This is a genomic window from Georgenia sp. G2120 (assembly GCF_055326485.1).
Genome location: NZ_JBUZNL010000024.1, coordinates 1 through 18,354 on the forward strand (window position 1 = coordinate 1; position 18,354 = coordinate 18,354).

20 protein-coding genes and 1 other annotated feature are annotated in these 18,354 nt (G+C 67.7%); of the genes, 10 read left to right on the forward strand and 10 right to left on the reverse strand.

Going from position 1 to position 18,354, the window contains the following annotated elements:
- Positions 1-32 precede the first annotated feature (32 nt).
- Positions 33-1,195, reverse strand: a protein-coding gene (locus tag ACZLMO_RS16440) for an IS3 family transposase (protein ID WP_463653749.1) whose coding sequence is annotated in 2 segments (ribosomal slippage) — positions 33-914 and positions 917-1,195 — 1,161 coding nt in all. Because the reading frame shifts where the segments join, the coding sequence is not laid out codon by codon here.
- 119 nt (positions 1,196-1,314) lie between these two features.
- On the opposite strand from ACZLMO_RS16440, the gene ACZLMO_RS16445 reads away from it, so the two are divergent.
- The 8 genes from ACZLMO_RS16445 to ACZLMO_RS16480 all read left to right on the forward strand — a co-directional run bounded on the left by ACZLMO_RS16445 (position 1,315) and on the right by ACZLMO_RS16480 (position 9,686).
- Positions 1,315-1,578: a hypothetical protein gene (locus ACZLMO_RS16445; protein ID WP_463654356.1), complete on the forward strand. Its 264-nt coding sequence runs from the start codon at positions 1,315-1,317 to the stop codon at positions 1,576-1,578.
- 104 nt (positions 1,579-1,682) lie between these two features.
- Positions 1,683-3,842 (forward strand): heavy metal translocating P-type ATPase, encoded by a 2,160-nt coding sequence (locus tag ACZLMO_RS16450; protein WP_425713414.1) that lies wholly within the window; start codon positions 1,683-1,685, stop codon positions 3,840-3,842.
- 50 nt (positions 3,843-3,892) lie between these two features.
- Positions 3,893-4,207 carry a metal-sensitive transcriptional regulator gene (locus ACZLMO_RS16455; RefSeq protein WP_425713413.1) on the forward strand — a complete coding sequence of 105 codons (315 nt, stop codon included), beginning with the start codon at positions 3,893-3,895 and terminating at the stop codon, positions 4,205-4,207.
- A gap of 864 nt (positions 4,208-5,071) precedes the next feature.
- Entirely contained in the window at positions 5,072-6,091 is a 1,020-nt protein-coding gene (locus ACZLMO_RS16460) for a PstS family phosphate ABC transporter substrate-binding protein (protein ID WP_463654357.1), read from the forward strand.
- A 38-nt stretch (positions 6,092-6,129) separates the two neighbouring features.
- Positions 6,130-7,098, forward strand: a complete 969-nt coding sequence (gene pstC, locus ACZLMO_RS16465) for a phosphate ABC transporter permease subunit PstC (protein ID WP_463654358.1) — start codon at positions 6,130-6,132, stop codon at positions 7,096-7,098.
- Entirely contained in the window at positions 7,095-8,024 is a 930-nt protein-coding gene (gene pstA, locus ACZLMO_RS16470; protein WP_463654359.1) for a phosphate ABC transporter permease PstA, read from the forward strand. Before pstC ends, pstA begins: the two co-directional genes overlap by 4 nt.
- Positions 8,025-8,026: 2 nt before the next feature.
- Positions 8,027-8,911, forward strand: coding sequence for a phosphate ABC transporter ATP-binding protein PstB (pstB, locus tag ACZLMO_RS16475; protein WP_463654360.1), 885 nt, complete (start codon positions 8,027-8,029; stop codon positions 8,909-8,911).
- Between the two features lie 10 nt (positions 8,912-8,921).
- On the forward strand, positions 8,922-9,686 hold the full coding sequence (locus ACZLMO_RS16480) for a winged helix-turn-helix domain-containing protein (RefSeq protein ID WP_463654361.1): 765 nt from the start codon (positions 8,922-8,924) through the stop codon (positions 9,684-9,686).
- On the opposite strand, the gene ACZLMO_RS16485 is transcribed toward ACZLMO_RS16480, so the two are convergent.
- The 7 genes from ACZLMO_RS16485 to ACZLMO_RS16515 all read right to left on the reverse strand — a co-directional run bounded on the left by ACZLMO_RS16485 (position 9,649) and on the right by ACZLMO_RS16515 (position 13,933).
- Entirely contained in the window at positions 9,649-10,527 is an 879-nt protein-coding gene (locus tag ACZLMO_RS16485; RefSeq protein WP_425713407.1) for an arsenate-mycothiol transferase ArsC, read from the reverse strand. The genes ACZLMO_RS16480 and ACZLMO_RS16485 overlap by 38 nt on opposite strands.
- A gap of 66 nt (positions 10,528-10,593) precedes the next feature.
- Positions 10,594-10,950, reverse strand: a complete 357-nt coding sequence (locus ACZLMO_RS16490; RefSeq protein WP_425713406.1) for an ArsR/SmtB family transcription factor — start codon at positions 10,948-10,950, stop codon at positions 10,594-10,596.
- 79 nt (positions 10,951-11,029) lie between these two features.
- Positions 11,030-11,353, reverse strand: a complete 324-nt coding sequence (trxA, locus tag ACZLMO_RS16495; protein ID WP_425713405.1) for a thioredoxin — start codon at positions 11,351-11,353, stop codon at positions 11,030-11,032.
- A 10-nt stretch (positions 11,354-11,363) separates the two neighbouring features.
- Positions 11,364-12,356, reverse strand: a complete 993-nt coding sequence (gene trxB / locus ACZLMO_RS16500) for a thioredoxin-disulfide reductase (RefSeq protein WP_463654362.1) — start codon at positions 12,354-12,356, stop codon at positions 11,364-11,366.
- Positions 12,357-12,361: 5 nt separating this feature from the next.
- Positions 12,362-12,772 carry an arsenate reductase ArsC gene (locus ACZLMO_RS16505; RefSeq protein WP_425710277.1) on the reverse strand — a complete coding sequence of 137 codons (411 nt, stop codon included), beginning with the start codon at positions 12,770-12,772 and terminating at the stop codon, positions 12,362-12,364.
- Between the two features lie 37 nt (positions 12,773-12,809).
- Entirely contained in the window at positions 12,810-13,475 is a 666-nt protein-coding gene (locus ACZLMO_RS16510) for an arsenate reductase/protein-tyrosine-phosphatase family protein (RefSeq protein WP_425710276.1), read from the reverse strand.
- A 68-nt stretch (positions 13,476-13,543) separates the two neighbouring features.
- Positions 13,544-13,933 carry an ArsR/SmtB family transcription factor gene (locus ACZLMO_RS16515; RefSeq protein ID WP_425708798.1) on the reverse strand — a complete coding sequence of 130 codons (390 nt, stop codon included), beginning with the start codon at positions 13,931-13,933 and terminating at the stop codon, positions 13,544-13,546.
- A gap of 93 nt (positions 13,934-14,026) precedes the next feature.
- On the opposite strand from ACZLMO_RS16515, the gene arsD reads away from it, so the two are divergent.
- Positions 14,027-14,428: an arsenite efflux transporter metallochaperone ArsD gene (arsD, locus tag ACZLMO_RS16520; protein WP_463654363.1), complete on the forward strand. Its 402-nt coding sequence runs from the start codon at positions 14,027-14,029 to the stop codon at positions 14,426-14,428.
- 53 nt (positions 14,429-14,481) lie between these two features.
- Entirely contained in the window at positions 14,482-16,275 is a 1,794-nt protein-coding gene (gene arsA, locus ACZLMO_RS16525; RefSeq protein WP_463654364.1) for an arsenical pump-driving ATPase, read from the forward strand.
- Positions 16,276-16,450: 175 nt separating this feature from the next.
- Here arsA and ACZLMO_RS16530 read toward each other — a convergent pair whose 3' ends face one another.
- Positions 16,451-16,999 carry a recombinase family protein gene (locus ACZLMO_RS16530; protein ID WP_463654365.1) on the reverse strand — a complete coding sequence of 183 codons (549 nt, stop codon included), beginning with the start codon at positions 16,997-16,999 and terminating at the stop codon, positions 16,451-16,453.
- A gap of 41 nt (positions 17,000-17,040) precedes the next feature.
- Positions 17,041-18,299, reverse strand: a protein-coding gene (locus tag ACZLMO_RS16535) for an IS3 family transposase (RefSeq protein WP_425713425.1) whose coding sequence is annotated in 2 segments (ribosomal slippage) — positions 17,041-18,005 and positions 18,005-18,299 — 1,260 coding nt in all. Because the reading frame shifts where the segments join, the coding sequence is not laid out codon by codon here.
- Positions 17,884-18,015 (reverse strand) — a sequence feature (AL1L pseudoknot). (Overlaps the previous gene by 132 nt.)
- Positions 18,300-18,354: the final 55 nt, after the last annotated feature.

The window sequence follows — 18,354 nt, forward strand, 5'->3', positions numbered from 1 at the left end:
GGGTCTGCTGCACGAGTAGGTGACAGGTGTTCTCAGGCCGCGAGTGCGATCTGAGTGGTCATGATGGTCTCGTACTCGATGGGGGTCAGACGACCGAGTCGGTCCTGGCGCCGGCGGCGGTGGTAGGTCCGTTCGATCCAGGTCACGATCGCGATCCGCAGTTCGGCCCTGGTGGCCCAGCGGCGACGGTCGAGGACGTTCTTCTGCAGGAGCGAGAAGAAGGACTCCATCGCGGCGTTGTCTCCCGCGGAGGCGACTTGCCCCATCGAGCCCACGAGGTCGTGGCGGCGCAGGGCGGCCAGGAAGCGCCTGGACCGGAATTGAGAGCCTCTGTCCGAGTGCACGACGCACCCAGCCATGTCACCGCCGCGTCGGGCGACCGCAGAGGACAGGGCGTCAACCGCGAGACGGGCCTTCATGCGGTCGCTGATCGAGTACCCCACGATCCGTCCCGAGTAGACGTCCTTGACCGCGCAGAGATAGATCTTGCCCTCGCCGGTGGGGTGCTCGGTGATATCGGTCAGCCACAGCTCGTTGGGAGCGGCCGCGGTGAAGTCCCGTTCGACGAGATCGTCGTGGGCCGGCGGGCCGGGCCGTTTCCCGTTCTTGCCTCGTTTCTTGCCGAACACGCTCCACCACCGGTTGTCCCGGCATGTCCGCCAGATCGTGCGATCACACGCGACGTGGCCCGCTTCACGGGCCTCGTCTGCCAGCAGGCGATACCCGAACTCGGGGTCGTCGCGATGAGCGTCGAACAGGGCGTTCGCCAGGTAGGCCTGCTCGAGATCGCGGTCGCTGACGGGGTCTGCGAGCCACCGGTAGTAGGGCTGGCGGGCGAGCCTGAGGACCCGGCACGTCACCGCGACAGGGATCCCGTCGCTGGCGAGCTCTCTCACGAGCGGGTACATCATTTTCCCGGCAGGTTCGCCTGCGAGAGGTAGGCCGCCGCACGGCGCAGAACCTCGTTCTCTTGTTCGAGCAGGCGGACACGTTTCTTCGCTTCGCGCAGCTCGGCCGACTCGCTCCGAGTCACACCGGGGCGATTGCCGTCCTCGACGTCAGAGGCCTGCAACCAGTTACGCAGACAGGACTCGCTGATCCCGAAGTCTTTGGCGATGTCCTTGATCGGAGCGTCCCCGCGGCGGGCCACGGCCACGACATCGTCGCGGAACTCCTTCGGATGAGGTCTGGGCACGATCGACATCCTTCCAGCAGCACCTTCCGGCACCACAGATCAGGTGTCACCTACCCGTGCAGCAGACCCACCCGTCCACGTCTGACACCGGCATCAACACCACAGGAAAGGAACACACGATGACCGCACATGAGCACCACAACCACCACGAAGCACCGCAGGGCGGAGGCTGCCACAGCCACCAGCCCACGACGGAGAGCCTGGCCAGCGTCGGGGCCGACGAGATCACCGAGTGCCCCGTGATGGTCGGCACCGCGGTGATCAAGTCCGAGGCCGAGGAAGCCGGACTCGCCCGCGACTACAACGGGCAGCGGTACTGGCTGTGCTGCGCCTCCTGCGGGCCGCTCTTCGACGCCGCCCCCGAACGCTACGTCGCCGCATAAGCACATTCGACCGGTCCCGCTCGCCCCGACCCCAGTCTGGGGTGAGCGGGACCGCCGCCCCGGAGAACCAGGAACGGTCAGGGGCGCAGGAAGGAGAAACCAGCATGAGCCAGGACCACCCGACAGCGTCACAGACCGCGACGCACGACGGCCAGGCGCACGACCACAGCACGCACGATGCACACGACCAGGGCACGCATGACAGTCATGCAGGTCACCACGACCACGCGGATCACGAAGCCCCCGGGGGTCACGCCGGGCATGCCGGGCACGGAGACCACGTCGGTCAGTTCCGGCGCCTGTTCTGGATCATGCTCGTCCTCGCCGTGCCCGTCGTTGGGTTCAACGACATGTTCGCCGACCTCATCGGCTACCAGCTGCCCGAGGCCGAATGGGTCTGGTGGGTCTCGCCGATCCTGGGCACGGTCATGTACTTCTGGGGCGGCTGGCCGTTCCTGACCGGTGCCGTCAGCGAGATCCGCTCCCGCAAGCCCGGCATGATGCTGCTCATCGGCCTGGCCATCACGGTGGCGTTCATCGCGTCCTGGGGCGCGAGCCTGCGAATCTTGGACCATGAGCTGAACTTCTGGTGGGAACTGGCCCTGCTGGTGGTCATCATGCTGCTGGGCCACTGGATCGAGATGCGGTCCCTGGCCCAGACCACGTCCGCCCTCGACTCGCTAGCAGCGCTCCTTCCGGATGAGGCCGAGAAGGTCGACGGCGATCAGGTCGTGAAGGTCGCTCCCGGCGACCTCATCGTCGGCGACGTGGTCATCGTCCGCCCGGGCGCCGCGGTGCCCGCCGATGGGAGGATCGTCGACGGGTCGGCGAGCATGGACGAGTCCATGGTCACCGGCGAGTCCAAGTCGGTCCGGCGCGAGTCCGGTGAGCAGGTTGTCGCCGGCACCGTGGCAACCGACTCCGGGCTGCGCGTCGAGGTCACCGCCATCGGTGACGACACCGCCTTGGCGGGCATCCAGAAGCTCGTCGCCGACGCCCAGGCGTCGTCCTCGCGCGCGCAGCGGATCGCCGACACCGCCGCCGGCTGGCTGTTCTGGTTTGCCCTCGGCGCCGCATTGATCACCGCGGTCGTCTGGAGTCTTATCGGGCTTCCGGAATCTGCGGTCGTGCGCACCGTCACCGTGCTCGTGATCGCCTGCCCGCACGCGCTGGGTCTGGCGATCCCGCTCGTGGTGTCCATCGCCACCGAGCGTGCGGCCCGCGGCGGCGTGCTGATCAAGGACCGGCTCGCCCTGGAATCGATGCGCACCGTGGATGCTGTGCTGTTCGACAAGACCGGCACGCTGACCAAGGGTGAGCCCACTGTGACCGCCATCGAACCTGCCGGTAGCCGCAGTGCCGACGATGTGCTGGCATTGGCCGCAGCGGCGGAATCCGACAGCGAGCACCCCCTGGCCAAGGCCATCATCGGCGCAGCCGGTGCCCGCGAGCTTCCAGTCGCGAAGGCGCGCGACTTCTCCTCCTCCCCGGCGGTCGGGGTAAAGGCGACCATCGATAGCTCGGTGGTCGAGGTCGGCGGCCCCTACCTGCTCGACCAGCACGGGCTGAACGAGTTGGCCATCGTTGACCAGTGGCGGGAGGAGGGCGCGATCATCCTCCACGTCCTGGCCGACGGTGAGGTCATCGGTGCGCTGCGGCTGGCCGATGAGATCCGCCCGGAATCCCGCGATGCTGTAGACGCCCTGCACGCTGCGGGCGCTCAGGTGGTGATGATCACCGGTGACGCCCAGGCCGTCGCGGACACGGTCGCGAAGGAACTCGGCATCGACCGGGTCTTCGCCGGAGTGCGGCCCGAGGACAAGGCTGCCAAGGTCGCCGAACTCCAGGACGAAGGCAGGAAGGTCGCCATGGTCGGCGACGGCGTCAACGACGCCCCTGCTCTCGCCCAGGCCGACGTCGGCATCGCCATCGGTGCCGGCACCGACGTCGCCATCGGCTCCGCCGGAGTCATCCTGGCCTCCTCCGACCCGCGCTCGGTGCTCTCCGTCATCGAACTCTCCCGCGCCAGCTACCGGAAGATGAAGCAGAACCTGTGGTGGGCCGCCGGTTACAACCTGATCTCGGTGCCCCTGGCCGCCGGCATGCTCGCACCGATCGGGTTCGTGTTACCGATGAGCATCGGCGCGATCCTGATGTCGGTCTCGACCGTCGTCGTCGCGCTCAACGCCCAGCTGCTCCGCCGTCTCGACCTCACTCCCGCGGCCAGCACGGCCAAGATCCTTGACCAGGCCACGTCCGAATGAGCACCCATCTGCTGCCGCAGCGGATACCGCACGAATCAGGAGAAGACACGATGGACACCATCACCACGCCAGCAATCGAAGCTGACCATGGCTATATCAGTGACAAGGACCGCTACCTTGCCCGGCTCAAGCGCATCGAGGGACAAGCCCGCGGCATCCACCGCATGATCGATGAGGACACCTACTGCATCGACATCCTCACCCAGATCAGCGCCGTCACCTCCGCTTTGGAGAACGTCGCCCTCGCCCTCTTGGACGACCACCTCACGCACTGCGTCGTCGGAGCCGCCAAGGCTGGCGGTCCGGAAGCCGACGAGAAGATCAAGGAAGCCTCCGCGGCCATCACTCGCCTCGTGAAGTCCTGAGGAGGCAGTCATGGGTAGGACGCGAAGGGCGCTCAGCCGGGTGCATGAATGGCGTGATGACCTCGAGGCATGGCTGGACCACCACAACCAGCACCGACGCTCGGCGTGCGGAAGCCAGCCGCCCTTCGCGCGATTGATCAACGTCCCCGAGCAGCACAACGAGTAGCCCCACCGCAGCCGCCTACCCTCGTCTTGTTGGGGTACACCCAACCGAGCAGCACCACCACGACCAAGCGAGCGTCAGCAACTCGAGCGAACCTGGTTGACCCACGGTTCAATCTACTCGAAGCCGCAGCCGCGCAGGCGACCGCACAGGAAGCGCTGGTCCAGACCGAGCTCGACTACGCAGCAGCACACAAGGCCGCCCTGGCCGGCGGATGGTCAACCGGAGAACTCCGCAAAGCGGGCCTTCCCACGCCACCCACGACGCGCTCGCGCCGCACGCGACGACCGTCCAACGCGCCCGCAGCAACCAGACCCGCGAACAATGGGAACCACGCGTAGGCCCCTCGACGGTGCGCCGCGCCGCCCTGGCTGCTCCCCCTGGCACGGACGATGCCGACCGCGTCGCATTCAGCGCCCCTGGTCGTTGCCACTCCCACGACACCCGCACTCATCGCGGTGGCGGTCAGCGCGCTCTTGTTGCCACGCCTCCCAGAGTGTTCGTCAGCAGGCCGACCAGGGACCCCGGCCAGGAGGCAACTCGACCACGTTGCGGTGACGCGACAATCACGCACGCATAGATCGTCATCAATGTTAAGCGCTCCGACGCGCCGCGTTCATCGAGAGTTTACATAGATCGTCTTCTATGACAGCCGTGGGGTCGGGCATCGATCCTGCTTCCGAACGTGAACGGAGATGTCCATGTCTGCACTTCCTCGCCGCAAGGTCCTGACGGCGATCGGCGCCGTCAGCCTGATGGTGACACTTGCTGCCTGCGGTGGCGATGACTCGGAGGCCGAGACCTCGGCCGACGATGGCGGCACCTCGTCCGAAGGTGCTGCTGACACTTCGGCCGACGGTGGCGGTGACCTGTCTGGTGACATCGCCATCGACGGCTCGTCGACGGTCACTCCCCTGACGGAGCCGGCTGCCGAGCTGTTCATGCAGGAAAACCCCGACGTGCGCGTCTCGGTCGCCACCTCCGGTACCGGCGGCGGGTTCGAGAAGTTCTGCAACGAGGAGACCGACATCTCGATGGCTTCGCGGCAGATCTCGGAGGAGGAGATCGCGGCGTGCGAGGAGGCGGGTGTCGAGTACACGGAGCTGACTGTCGCCAACGACGGTCTCGCCGTCGTCGTCAACCCGGAGAACGACTGGGTCGACTGCCTCACGGTCGACGAGCTCTCCCAGATCTGGACCCGCGACTCCGAGGTCAACAGCTGGAGCGACGTCGACCCCGAGTTCCCGGACGAGGCGATCGATCTCTACGGCGCGGGCAGCGACTCCGGGACGTTCGACTACTTCACCGAGGCGATCAACGGTGAGGAGGGCGTCATCCGCACCGACTACAACAACATCGGCGAGGACGACAACGCCGCCATCACGGGCGTGGCCGGTGGTACGGGCGCCATGGGGTTCATCCCGCTGTCGTTCGTCGTCGAGGCCGGCGACCAGGTGCGCGCCATCGAGGTCGAGAACGAGGCCGGTGACTGCGTCGCTCCGTCGGCGGAGACCGTCCAGGCGGGCGACTACAACCCGCTCGGCCGCGAGCTGTACATCTACCCCTCGGCCGCTGCGCTCGAGCGTCCGGAGGTCCGTGCGTTTGTCGACTTCTTCATCACCAACAGCGACCCGATCGCCGAGGCCGCGACCTTCATCCCGCTGACGCAGGAGCAGAAGGACCAGGAGCTGGCGGACGTCGCTGAGCTCCTCGGCGAGTGATCTGACGCGAGCCACGACACCAGGACCGGGGAGACCGCATGAGCACGCAGGCTTCGACGGGGGTCGACCGCAAGGTCGAACCTGTTGATCTGGCACCGTCGAGCGGACGGTTCGGGGAGAAGGCCATCGTCGGTTGGCTCTTCCTGTGCGCGGTCTTCTCGGTCCTGGTCACGGTCGGCATCGTTGTCGCGCTTGCGGGGCCGACGATCGAGTTCTTCCGCCTGGTGCCGTTCGACCGCTTCTTCTCGACGGAGGAGTGGGCCCCTACCTTCGACCCCCCCGGTTTCGGCGTCGCGAATGTCGTGGTCGGCACGCTCAACGTCACCTTCTGGGCGTTGCTTATCGCCCTGCCCGCGGGTCTCGGTTCGGCGATCTGGCTCAGCGAGTACGCCGGTCGCCGCGCCCGCAAGGTCGTCAAGCCGATCCTCGAGGTACTGGAGGGCGTACCCACGGTGGCGTACGGGTTCTTCGCCCTCACCTTCGTGACGCCGCTGCTGCGCGAGTACTGGCCGACGTGGCTCCCGGGCGACTTCGGCAACCCGCCGGGAATCTTCTCGGCCGCGTCGGCGGGGATTGTCATGGGGGTCATGATCATCCCGACCGTCGCGTCGATCTCCCAGGACGCCATGTCGGCCGTTCCCTCGGGTCTCCGGCAGGCCGCCTACGGTCTGGGCAGCACGCGCATGCAGGTCGCCACCAGGGTCATCGTGCCCGGCGCGCTCTCGGGCATCGTCGCCTCGTTCATCCTTGGGGCCTCGCGCGCCATCGGCGAGACGATGATCGTGCTCATCGCAGCAGGTGCGACGCCGAACCTCACCTTCATGCCGAACGAGTCCATTCTCACGATGACGGCCTTCATCGGCCAGTCCTCCACGGGCGACATCGCCTACGGCACGATCACCTACTACACGGTCTTCGCCGTCGGTTCACTTCTGTTTGTCATGACCTTTCTGATGAACCTCATCAGCAGTCTTCTTGTGCGGCGATTCCGGGAGCACTACGAATGAGATCCTCACGACGCAGCCGCATCGCCATCGATGCCGCCACGGCTTCTACCGAGCAGCTGCTTACCGGCAACAGCCGCGGCGGGCGATGGAAGGGGCCGCTCTTCCAGGCAGTGCTGCTGCTGTGCATCCTCATCGCGGTGACCATGCTGCTGGCGGTACTTCTGCAGGCTCTCGTCGAGGGCTGGCCCCGCTTGGACTGGAACCTCGTACGCAACATGCCCTCCTCGCTGGACACCTCGGCCTCGGGCATGAACTCCGCACTGTGGGGGACGATCTACGTGATGGCCGGACTCATCGTCACGGTGGTCCCGATCGGCGTGAGTGCGGCGATCTACCTTGAGGAGTTCGCGGACAAGACCAAGTGGTATGTCCGGTTCATCGAGCTCAACGTCCAGAACCTGGCGGCGGTCCCCTCGATCGTCTTCGGGATCCTGGGTCTGGCCTTCATCGTGCGCGGGCCGTTGAATCTCGGCTTCGTCGCCTACGCCGCCTCGCTCACTCTCGCTCTGCTCGTCCTGCCCACCATCATTCTCGCGGCACGCGAGTCGATCAGATCGGTCCCCTCCACGATCCGACAGGCGTCGATGGGTCTCGGTGCCACGAGGTGGCGCACGATCTGGCACCAGGTGCTGCCCGCCGCCGTCCCGGGCATCGTCACCGGCACGATTCTCGCCATCTCGCGCGCCATCGGAGAGACGGCCCCGCTGCTCCTCGTGGGCGCCACCGTCTTCGTCACCTACGCGCCCGACGGCTTCTTCGAGGGCAACTACACCGTGCTGCCGGTCCAGATCTTCAACTGGGCGGTGCGTCCGCAGGAGGAGTTCCGCATCCTCGCGTTCGCCGGAATCATTCTCCTCATGGTTGTTCTGCTGAGCATGAACTCGATCGCCATCTGGATTCGCAACAAGTTCACGAAGGAGTGGTGACGATGACCGCGCACGACCAGGGCGAGATGCCCCACGTCCGGATGCACGCCCAGGGACAGGAGCCGCTCGACGGCGCGGACGTCCGTGAGGTGAGCGAGACCGTCACGGCGCCGATCATCACCACCCGTGACCTTGACATCTACTACGGCAGCTTCCGTGCAGTCATGGGGGTCGACCTGGACTTCGGGCACAACGAGATCACCGCCCTGATCGGCCCGTCGGGCATCGGTAAGAGCACGTTGCTGCGAGCGCTCAACCGGATGAACGACCTCATCCCCAGCTCCCACCTCAGCGGCACCATCACCTACCGAGGAGCCGACATCTACGCCCCCGGGGTTGATCCCATCGAGGTGCGCCGACGCATCGGGATGGTGTTCCAGAAGGCTAACCCGTTTCCGAAATCAATCTACGACAACGTCGCCTACGGCCCCCGGGTGACCGGGATGAAGGTCAACGACATGGACGCCCACGTCGAATCGTGCCTCCGGCAGGCGGCACTGTGGGACGAGGTGAAGGACAAGCTCAAGGAATCCAGCCTCAGCCTGTCGGGCGGTCAGCAGCAGCGTCTGTGCATCGCCCGCGCCATCGCCACCACGCCCGACGTGATCCTCATGGATGAGCCGTGCTCGGCGCTCGACCCCATCGCCACCGGTGCCATCGAGGACCTCATGGCCGAGCTCAAGGAGAAGTACTCCATCATCATCGTCACCCACAACATGCAGCAGGCCGCCCGGGTCTCGGACCGCACGGCCTTCTTCACCTCGTCCCCGGACGAGACCGGGGGCGACAGGACCGGCGTGCTCGTCGAGCACGGCCCCACCGTGCAGGTCTTCGAGAACCCGCGGGACTCCCGCACCGACGACTACATCTCTGGGCGCTTCGGCTGACAGGAGAGACATGACCATCCTCGTGGACTCAACGACGAGACGCACGGCGGGCAGGCAGTGGCCGCGGACCAGCGCACGGTCGATCGTGCTGGTGGACCCGGACCTGGACACATCCTCCCCGATTCTGTCCGAGCTCGCGGCCGGCGGCCTCGAGGTCACACTCCACGGCGACGTCCTGCACGCACTGGTGCACATCGCCGAGCACCGGCCGGACGCCGTCGTCCTGTCGGTCACCACCCCGATCGGCGACGCGGTGCGCCTGGTGACGCTACTTCGCTCCGAGTTCGCGATGCCCGTGCTGGTCGCACTGCGCACCGAAGCGGTGGACGACGCGGCGCCGATCATCGCTGCCGGCGGACGCCCGGTCGTGGACCTGCCCTATCGGCTCGACACGTTGCTTGACGCTGTCCGCGAGCTTCCCGCCAGGAAGTCCGACCTGTCCGTCCTGCATGTCGGCGCGCTCACCCTCGAGCCCACCAGCATGGAGCTCGTCCTTGGCGGCCAGCGCGTGCACGTCGCGCCGCGAGAGTTCAGCCTTCTCCTCGCGCTGGCCGAGCGTGCGGACGAGGTCGTGGCCACAGAAGAGCTCCGGCGAGCCGGCTGGCCCGGCCTGAGCGTCTCCGACGCCACGCTCATGACCACGGTGGCGCGCCTGCGCCAGCGCCTGGCGGAGGCCGGTGCCGGCCACCCGATACAGACCATCCGCGGGGTCGGCTACCGCATGAGCTCGCCGGCTCTCAGCGACCTACCGCCGCACTCTCGACCAGCCCCGTGACCCGCGCCGTGATGTCGTCGGCGATCACCTCCACGACGTGGATCGGCTGGTTCGCCGGGTCGGCGACCGGCCAGTCGAGGTACTGCCGGCCGGGGTAAATCGGGCACGCGTCGCCGCAGCCCATCGTGACGACGTAGTCGGAGGCACGCACGATCTCGTCCGTGAGTGGCCGGGGAAACTCTGTCACCAGGGGCAGCCCACGTCGCTCGAGGACCGTGCGGACCGTGGGGTCGATGCGTGCTGCCGGCGCTGAGCCGGCTGTACGGATGCGGGCGCGGTCACCGATGAGCGAGCGGAGGACGGCCGCCGCGATCTGGGACCGTCCGGCGTTGCGCACGCAGACGAAAAGGATGTCCAGGCCCGGTAGTCGGACGAGCCCTTCGGCCTGGGCGAGCGCACCGAGCCGGTCGGCGGCGAACCGCTGCGTGAGGACGGGGAGGTGGGTGCGGATGCTGGCGCGCGACGCCAGGAGCGCGTAGCTCTCCCGCACGTACTTCTCAACGGTCTCGGGAGCGAAGACCCCGCGGTACTGCTCGGCCAGTGCGACCGAGGTGCGCACGAGCTGGCGCTCGTGCGCGCGGGTCGGCGGTGCTGGGATCTCCTGCACGTCCTCCAGGGCGACGCTTCCGAACCGAACGAGGCCGTCATGCGTGGGAGAGAACAGCCACTGACCGTCCGGAGCCGGCCGGCAGTCGAGGACACCGGTGCGGCACATGTCGAGCAGGTGCTCCTCAATCTGCTCCACCTCACCGCCCGGGCCGACCAGCCGCTCGGCGGCGACCTCCCAGTCGGCGTCACGGATGATGCGGGAGAGCAGCTGCACCCGGACCGCTTTCGCCATGGCCTCGACCTGGCGTGACAGAGACGGCTCAATGACCATCTCGACTCCGGGGCAGAGGAACGGGAACTACCGCAGCAGGTCGGAGATCGTCGTCAAACGATCGGGAACGATCGAGAGGAGCACCTCGCGGCCGCGCGCCTCTCGGCGGACCACCCCGGCCTCGACGAGCACCTTGACGTGGTAGGTCACGGTTGGCTGCCTGAGCCCGAGTGCCACCGTCAGGTCGGTGATCCGTGCGTGGCCGTTCGGTGCGTTCTGGATGAGGCTGAGCAGCTGCAGCCGGCTCGGGTCGGAGACCACGCGCAGCATGCTGGCCGTGGCCTCGGCCTGTTCGCGACCGAGGACGGCCTGGACCGGGCTGCTCGGGGCGGGAGCGGGCGCCGGTGTCTGACCGCGGGGCGCCTGCTCGGTGGACTGATTCATCACGGTCGATCATACGGGCGATCTCCTCGTCCCTGTCGCCGGGGGTGGTCGCGGTCGGGCCCGCGTGTCGGCCCCCGGGTCAGAGGTACTCGGCGAGCTCCTCGAGGAACTGGGTCTTCGTCCGCGCCCCCGTGAGGCTCTTGACGAGCTCGCCGCCCACGAACAGGTTGAAGGTGGGGATGGAGGTGACGCCGTACCTGGTGACCGTCTCGGTGTTGGCGTCGGCGTCGACCTTGACGAACTGGATCTTCTCGCCGTGCTCGGCGGCGAGCTCCTCGATGATCGGGGTCGTGCGGCGGCACGGGGCGCACCAGGTGGCCCAGATGTCGACCAGGACCGGCCCCTCGGAGCCGAGGACCGTGGCGTCGAAGGTGGCGTCGGTGATGTCGGGAACGTTGCTCATGTCGGTCCTCTCAGTGGGTGAGCGCGAGCTCGGAGGCAGTGGGCTCGGGGGTGAGCACAGGAAGGTTGGCGAGATAGCGCGCGGCGTCCAGCGCTGCGGAGCAGCCGGTGCCCGCGGCCGTGATCGCCTGCCGGTAGGTGTGGTCGACAGCGTCGCCGCACGCGAATACGCCGGGGAGGTTGGTGGTGGTCGTGGGCGCGGCTGTGAGGATGTAGCCGTCCTCGTCGAGCTCGACCTGGCCGTCGAGGACGGCTGTGCGGGGGTCGTGACCGATGGCGACGAACAGGCCGGTGACGGGCAGGTCGCGGGTCTGGCCGGTCACCGTGTCGCGGAGGGTGAGTCCTGAGACCTTGTCCTGACCGTGGATCTCGGTGACCTCGCTGTTCCAGACCAGCTGGATCTTCTCGTTCGCCAGGGCGCGGTCCGCCATGATCTTCGATGCGCGCAGGCTGTCGCGGCGGTGGACGAGGTAGACCTTGTCGGCGAACTTCGTCAGGAAGGTGGCCTCCTCCACGGCGCTGTCACCCCCGCCCACGACGGCGATCTCCTGGCCGCGGAAGAAGAACCCGTCGCAGGTCGCGCACCAGGACACTCCGCGGCCGGTCAGCCGCTCCTCGCCGTCGAGCCCGAGCTTTCGGTAGGCCGAGCCGTTGGCGAGGATCACTGCTCGTGCGCGGTAGGTCGCCTCGTCGGTGGTGACGGTCTTGACCGGGCCGGTGAGGTCCACCGATGTGGCAGTGGCGTACACGACCTCGGCTCCGAACTTCTCGGCCTGGGTCTGCATCTTGTCCATGAGGTCGGGTCCCATGATTCCGTCGGGGAATCCGGGGAAGTTCTCGACCTCGGTGGTGTTCATCAGCGCACCGCCGGCGTCGAGCTCGCCGGCGATGACCAGCGGGCGCAGCTCGGCGCGGGCCGCGTAGATGGCTGCTGTGTAGCCGGCAGGGCCGGAGCCGATGATGATGACGTCGCGGACGTCCGCCGTAGCGGCAGCTGTGGTCACGGGGATCACGCCTTGACGGGCAGGAGCTCGGCGAGGAGAACCTCCACGCGGCCGCGGATCTCGTCGCGGATCGGGCGCACGGCGTCGATCCCCTGGCCCGCCGGGTCGGCCAGGGGCCAGTCCTCGTAACGCACGCCCGGGAAGAACGGGCACTCATCCCCGCAACCCATGGTGATCACCACGTCGGAGGACTGGACCTCGTCGGCCTGCAGGACCCTCGGACGCGCGGTGGTGATGTCGATACCCTCCTCGCGCATCGCCTCCACGGCGACGGGATTGATCTGCTCCGCCGGCATGGTGCCGGCCGACCGGACCTCGACCCGGCCGTCAGACAGGGCGCTCATGTATCCGGCGGCCATCTGGGACCGCCCGGCGTTGTGGACGCAGACGAACATGACGCTGGGCTGCTTGCTCATGTGGTGACTTCCTTGGGGTGGCTGGACGTGCTGACAGTCAGGCTGGATCGAGGACCTGGGCCAGGCTCGTGACCCGGTGAGCGAGATCGTCATAGGCCGCCTCGAAGGCTTCGTTCGATCCCGTGCCGACGGGCTCCGGGACGGACCAGTGGATGTCGATCGGGATGTCGAGCTCCTCGTGCGCCCGGTCGCAGACGCTGACGATGAAGTCATCCGGGGCATGTACTGCGTCGATGTGCTGCGGGGTGGTCGACGGCATGTGCAAGCCGTGCCGGTCGGCGGTGGCGACCGCGGACGGGTTGATCCGATCGGCCGGGTGCGTGCCGGCCGAAGCCGCCGGCACTGCGCTCGCCCGCCGCCACAGGGCAGCCGCGAGGTGAGAACGGGCGGAGTTGTGGGTGCAGACGAACAGCACGCGTGGGACCACACGGGCCGGCCGGAGCGATAGGACGTCGAGCGCGCCAGGGACGAGCTGGACGTAGCTCCTTCTGCGATCGCCCTCGGACCTCTTCCGCGCGAGGATGCCCGCGCGCTCGAGGACCGCCAGGTGGTGCGCCACCAGGTTGGACGGCATGCCGATGCTTCGTGCGAGCTCGGAGGGCGCGGCATCCCCCAGGGTCAGTGTGTCGACGATCCGTAACCGGGCGGCGTCGGCAAGAGCAGAGTGGAGCCCCACCCTCTGCGAAAGCGCCTCAGTATCCATTGAGTCAATGATGGCTGAGATGGTTGGGTTCAGTCAAGTGGTACGCGTCCGGGGCCAGGCGCTGCGCGTCAGGAGCTGGGCTCACCAGGCAACGCGTGGTTCGCAGCGTCACTCAGGGCGGCACCGAGCTCGCGCAGCGCTCCGGGCAGAAGGCGGTAGTGCACCCAGGTACCTCGGCGTTCCCCCTCGATCAGCCCGGCCTCACGAAGGACCTTCAAGTGGTGGGAGACGGTCGACTGGCTCAGCCCGAGCGGCTCGGTCAGGTCACAGACGCAGGCGCTGTCCCCAGGGTGTCCGCCGATACTGGCAAGGAGACGCAACCTGGTCGGGTCACCAAGGGCCTTGAACGCCCTGCTCAGGGCGGCCACTTCCTCGACTACTACGTGCTCACGCACCACTACCGGGCAGCAGTCGTCGGCCGCGGCGAGCGGAGCAGCCAACGTCGTCGGGTTCGTCATGCTCCCAGTATGGCCCGTGAATCGACAACAGTCGATCTAAGGGCTTACGCTTGTCCTTGCATCGATCAATCTCGATCCATCTAGGGAGTCATCATGAGCACCATCGAGGTCTACGAGTCGGCCATGTGCTGCAGCACGGGCGTGTGCGGTCCCGACGTCCCGCAGGAGCTGGTGAGCTTCTCGGCCGATGTGGACTGGCTCAAGAACCAGGGAGCCACCGTGAACCGCTTCAACCTCGGCAGCGAGGCACAGGCCTTCGCCGAGAATCCCCAGGTCCTGCAGTTCCTCAAGGTCTCCGGCTCCGAGCAGCTCCCGCTCGTGCTCGTGGACGGCACCGTCGCACGGACGGGCGCCTACCCCGCCCGTGCAGAGCTCGCCCGCTGGGCCGGCATCGAGGGCGAGGAGACCGCCGCTCCGGCGCCCGGCGGGCGGCCCGAGCTGTCGATGGTCCCGGCCAGCGGCGGCTGCTGCGGCGGCGGATCCACCGGCTGCTGAACCGCCGTCCCTCGCTGCCCCGACACTCGACCAGAGCTCCTGAAAGGCTTCTAATGATCCCGACCTTCCTCACCGACGCCCCCCGCTACCTGTTCCTCACCGGCAAGGGCGGCGTCGGCAAGACGTCGATCGCTTGTGCCAGTGCGATGCACCTCGCCCGGGCCGGACGGTCGGTGCTCCTGGTGAGCACCGACCCGGCCTCCAACGTGGGTCAGGTGTTCGACACGGCGATCGGCAACACGATCACCGAGATCGCCGCCGTGCCCGGCCTGTCCGCGCTCGAGATCGACCCCGAGGAGGCCGCGACCACCTACCGGGAGAGCATCGTCGGGCCCGTGAGGGGCATCTTGCCCGAGCCCGAGGTCGATCTCATCGAGGAACAGCTCTCGGGGGCGTGCACCACCGAGATCGCTTCGTTCAACGAGTTCACCGGCCTGCTCACCGACACGCAGACCACCGCCGCGTTCGACCACGTCGTGTTCGATACCGCCCCGACCGGCCACACGATCCGTCTGCTTCAGCTTCCCGGGTCATGGACGGACTACCTCGACGAGGGCAAGGGGGATGCGTCGTGCCTGGGGCCGCTCTCCGGCCTTGAGCGCCAACGCTCGACCTACGCCGAAGCCGTCGACGCTCTCGGCGACCCGGCACGCACCCGTCTCGTGCTCGTCGCCAGGCCGCAGACCGGCGCTGTCACCGAGATCGCGAGAACCCACGGGGAGCTTGCCGAGCTCGGTCTGCGTCAGCAGCACCTCGTCGTCAACGCTGTGCTGCCGCCCCCGGGCGACGGCGACGTGCTGGCACGCGCCGTCCACGACCGCGAACAGGCCGTGCTGAACGACCTGCCCAAGGCGCTGCGCGGCCTCCCGACCGATCTCCTTCCGCTCAGGGCCGACAACTTGGTCGGCCTCGACGCGCTCACCAGACTTTTCGACGAGGCCAGTACCAGCCGAGAGGCACCCATCGAGCAGGTCCCGGCCGGACTTCCCGCCGGCACCGACGACCTCGAAGCCCTCGTCGACGAGCTCGCGCAGCAGGACCACGGCCTGCTCATGTTCATGGGCAAGGGCGGGGTCGGCAAGACCACCATCGCCTCGGCAGTCGCCGTCGCGCTCGCCGAACGGGGGCACGACGTCCACCTCACCACGACCGATCCGGCCGCGCACCTGGCTGACACGCTCGACGAGGCGGTGGACGGGCTCCAGGTCTCGCGCATCGACCCGGACGAGGCCACGCGCACGTACCGCGAGACGGTGCTTCGGAACCGTGGTGCGGCGCTCGACGAGGCCGGCCGGGCCGCGCTCGAGGAGGACCTGCGTTCGCCGTGCACCGAAGAGATCGCCGTCTTCCAGGCCTTCTCCCAGGCCGTCAACGAAGCGCGCCGGCGCTTCGTCGTCATGGACACCGCTCCCACCGGGCACACCCTCCTCCTGCTCGACGCGACCGGCTCCTACCACCGCGACGTCGTGCGACAGATGGGCGACAGCAACAACGTCACCACCCCGATGATGCGCCTCCAGGACCCCGAGCACACCAAGGTCGTCGTGATCACGCTGCCCGAGACCACACCGGTTCTCGAAGCGACCCACCTTCAGGACGACCTCAGGCGCGCAGGCATCGAGCCCTGGGGATGGGTCATCAACAACTCCCTCACCGCCGCACAGACCACCAACGCCCTGCTCCTCAAGCGCGCAGGCAACGAACGCGCAGAGCTCGAGCGGGTCCTTGCCACCGCCGAGCGGTGCGCCGTTCTACCGCTCCTCCCAGCCGAGCCCATCGGCGTCGCCGGCCTCCGCGAACTCAGCCAGCGCGATCGAACCGTCGAGATGGTGCCCACCTCAGCGTGACCTGCCCAGGAGCGACGCCCGGCCTGGCCAGGCCGGGCGTCGCTCGGACGGAACAAGACCCGGCGATAGCCACTCCCCCTCGCGCGTTCCAAGACCGAGGACCTACAGGCCACCGAAATGCCGGCTCCCTACGTCGCCTAGAGCCCTACCGCCGCAGCGGGTGGCGAACACCGCCTCACGTTCGGTCCGGCTGCCGCGCGAGAGCGCGATACAGAGTCGACCGGTCAACGTCCAGCCGCCGAGCGATCTCCGCTTTCGGGATCCCATCGCTGATGAGGCTTCTCGCTTCGACCACCTGCTCGACGGTCAGTTTTCGCGCCCGGCCCTTGTACACTCCCCGGGCCCTTGCGGCACGGATGCCCTCGGTTTGGCGCTCCTTGCTGATGGCCCGCTCCAGTTGGGCGAAGGACCCCATGACGTTGAGCTGGAACTCGGCAAACGGGTCGCTGGCCCCAGGCTCGAAGCTCACCCGCTCGTTAATGAACGCGACCGCCGCGCCCTTGTCGACGAGCTCGGTGACGAGCTGGTTCAGGTCGACCACCGAACGCGCTAGCCGGTCCATCGACGACACGACCACCTGGTCGCCCGAGCGTGCGTAGCGGATCAGATCGGCAAGCGCCGGGCGATCCGCCCGGCCGGCGGCGGATTGCTTCTCCTCGAACAGTCGGTCGACCTCCCCAAGAGCTTCGAGTTGTCGCGCGAGATTCTGGTCCTTGCTCGACACGCGCGCGTTGAACCGCCCTGGATCTTCCGGAGGGTGGTTGGTTACGCGACCTCCGGTTCGGGGGTCACGGTCGTAGCCTGCCGGTGAGCGTGTTCGAACTCAACGGGTGGCAGCTGCCCGATTGAGGAGTGGAGGCGGTCGTGGTTGTACCAGTGGACCCAGCGGGCGACTTGCCACTCGACCTCGGCGTGGTTCTTCCAGGTCGGGCCGCCGTCGTTGATCGCCTCGGTCTTGAACAGTCCGATCGTCGACTCGCACAGCGCGTTGTCCAGTGCGTCGCCGACGGTGCCGATGGATCCGGCGATGCCGGCCTGGGCCAACTCGGCGGTCAGCGCCAGCGATACGTATTGCGACCCGGCATCGGAGTGGTGGACGAGCCGGCCGTGTTCCCAGTGGGCTCCGGCGCGGTGACGCACGTCGATCGCCTGACGTAGGGCGTCGGTGACCAGGAAGGTCCGCATGCTCGTTGCGACTCGCCAGCCCAGGATCCGGCGGGAGTAGACGTCCACGACGAAGGCGACGTAGACGAACCCGGTCAGCGTCCACACGTAGGAGAAGTCGGCCACCCACAGCTGGTCGGTCGCAGTAGGCACGTGCCAGCCGCGCTTGACCAGGTCGGGGTGACGTGGCGCCTGGGCCGACCGCCGAGTCGTGGTGGTGCGGTGTCGTCCCCGCACTGCGCCGGTGATCCCGGCGATGGCCATGAGCCGGGCGACCTGGTCGCGCCCAACATCGAAGCCGGCGCGGCGGGCGGCATGCCAGAGCTTGCGCACCCCGTACACGCCCCAGTTCTCCCGGTGCAGCGTCACCAGCGCGTTGACGAGGTAGGCCTCCTCCAACAGCGCCTGGCTCACAGGACGGGCTTTGTGGGCGTAGTAGGTGGACGGCGCGATCTTTATCCCGTGCACGGACAGCACGGCGCAGATCGGCTCGACGCCGAACCGGTCCCTGTAGGTGTCGATGTAGGCCACGATCACTTGAGTCGGCGGTCGAGCTCCGCCTGAGCGAAAAACGCTGACGCGGTCTTGAGGATCTCGTTCGCCCGCTCGAGTTCGGCCACGCGCTTCTTCAACGCGCGGACCTCCTCGGACTCACTCGAGCGAGTGGTCGCGGGCCGGGCGCCGCTGGCGTGCTCGGCCTCCTCGATCCAGTTCCGCAGCGTTGCGGGGTTCACGTCCAGGAGCGAGCCGACGTGCTTGCGGGCTCCCAGCTTCGACTCGGTGCCCTCGCCGAGCTTCTCGCGGTACATCCGCACCGCCCGCTCCCGGAACTCACCGTCGTATCTCCTCGGTGCTGACATGGGGATCAGTCTCCCTTGCTAGATCAGCACCCTCCAGGAGATCCAGGGCGGTTCA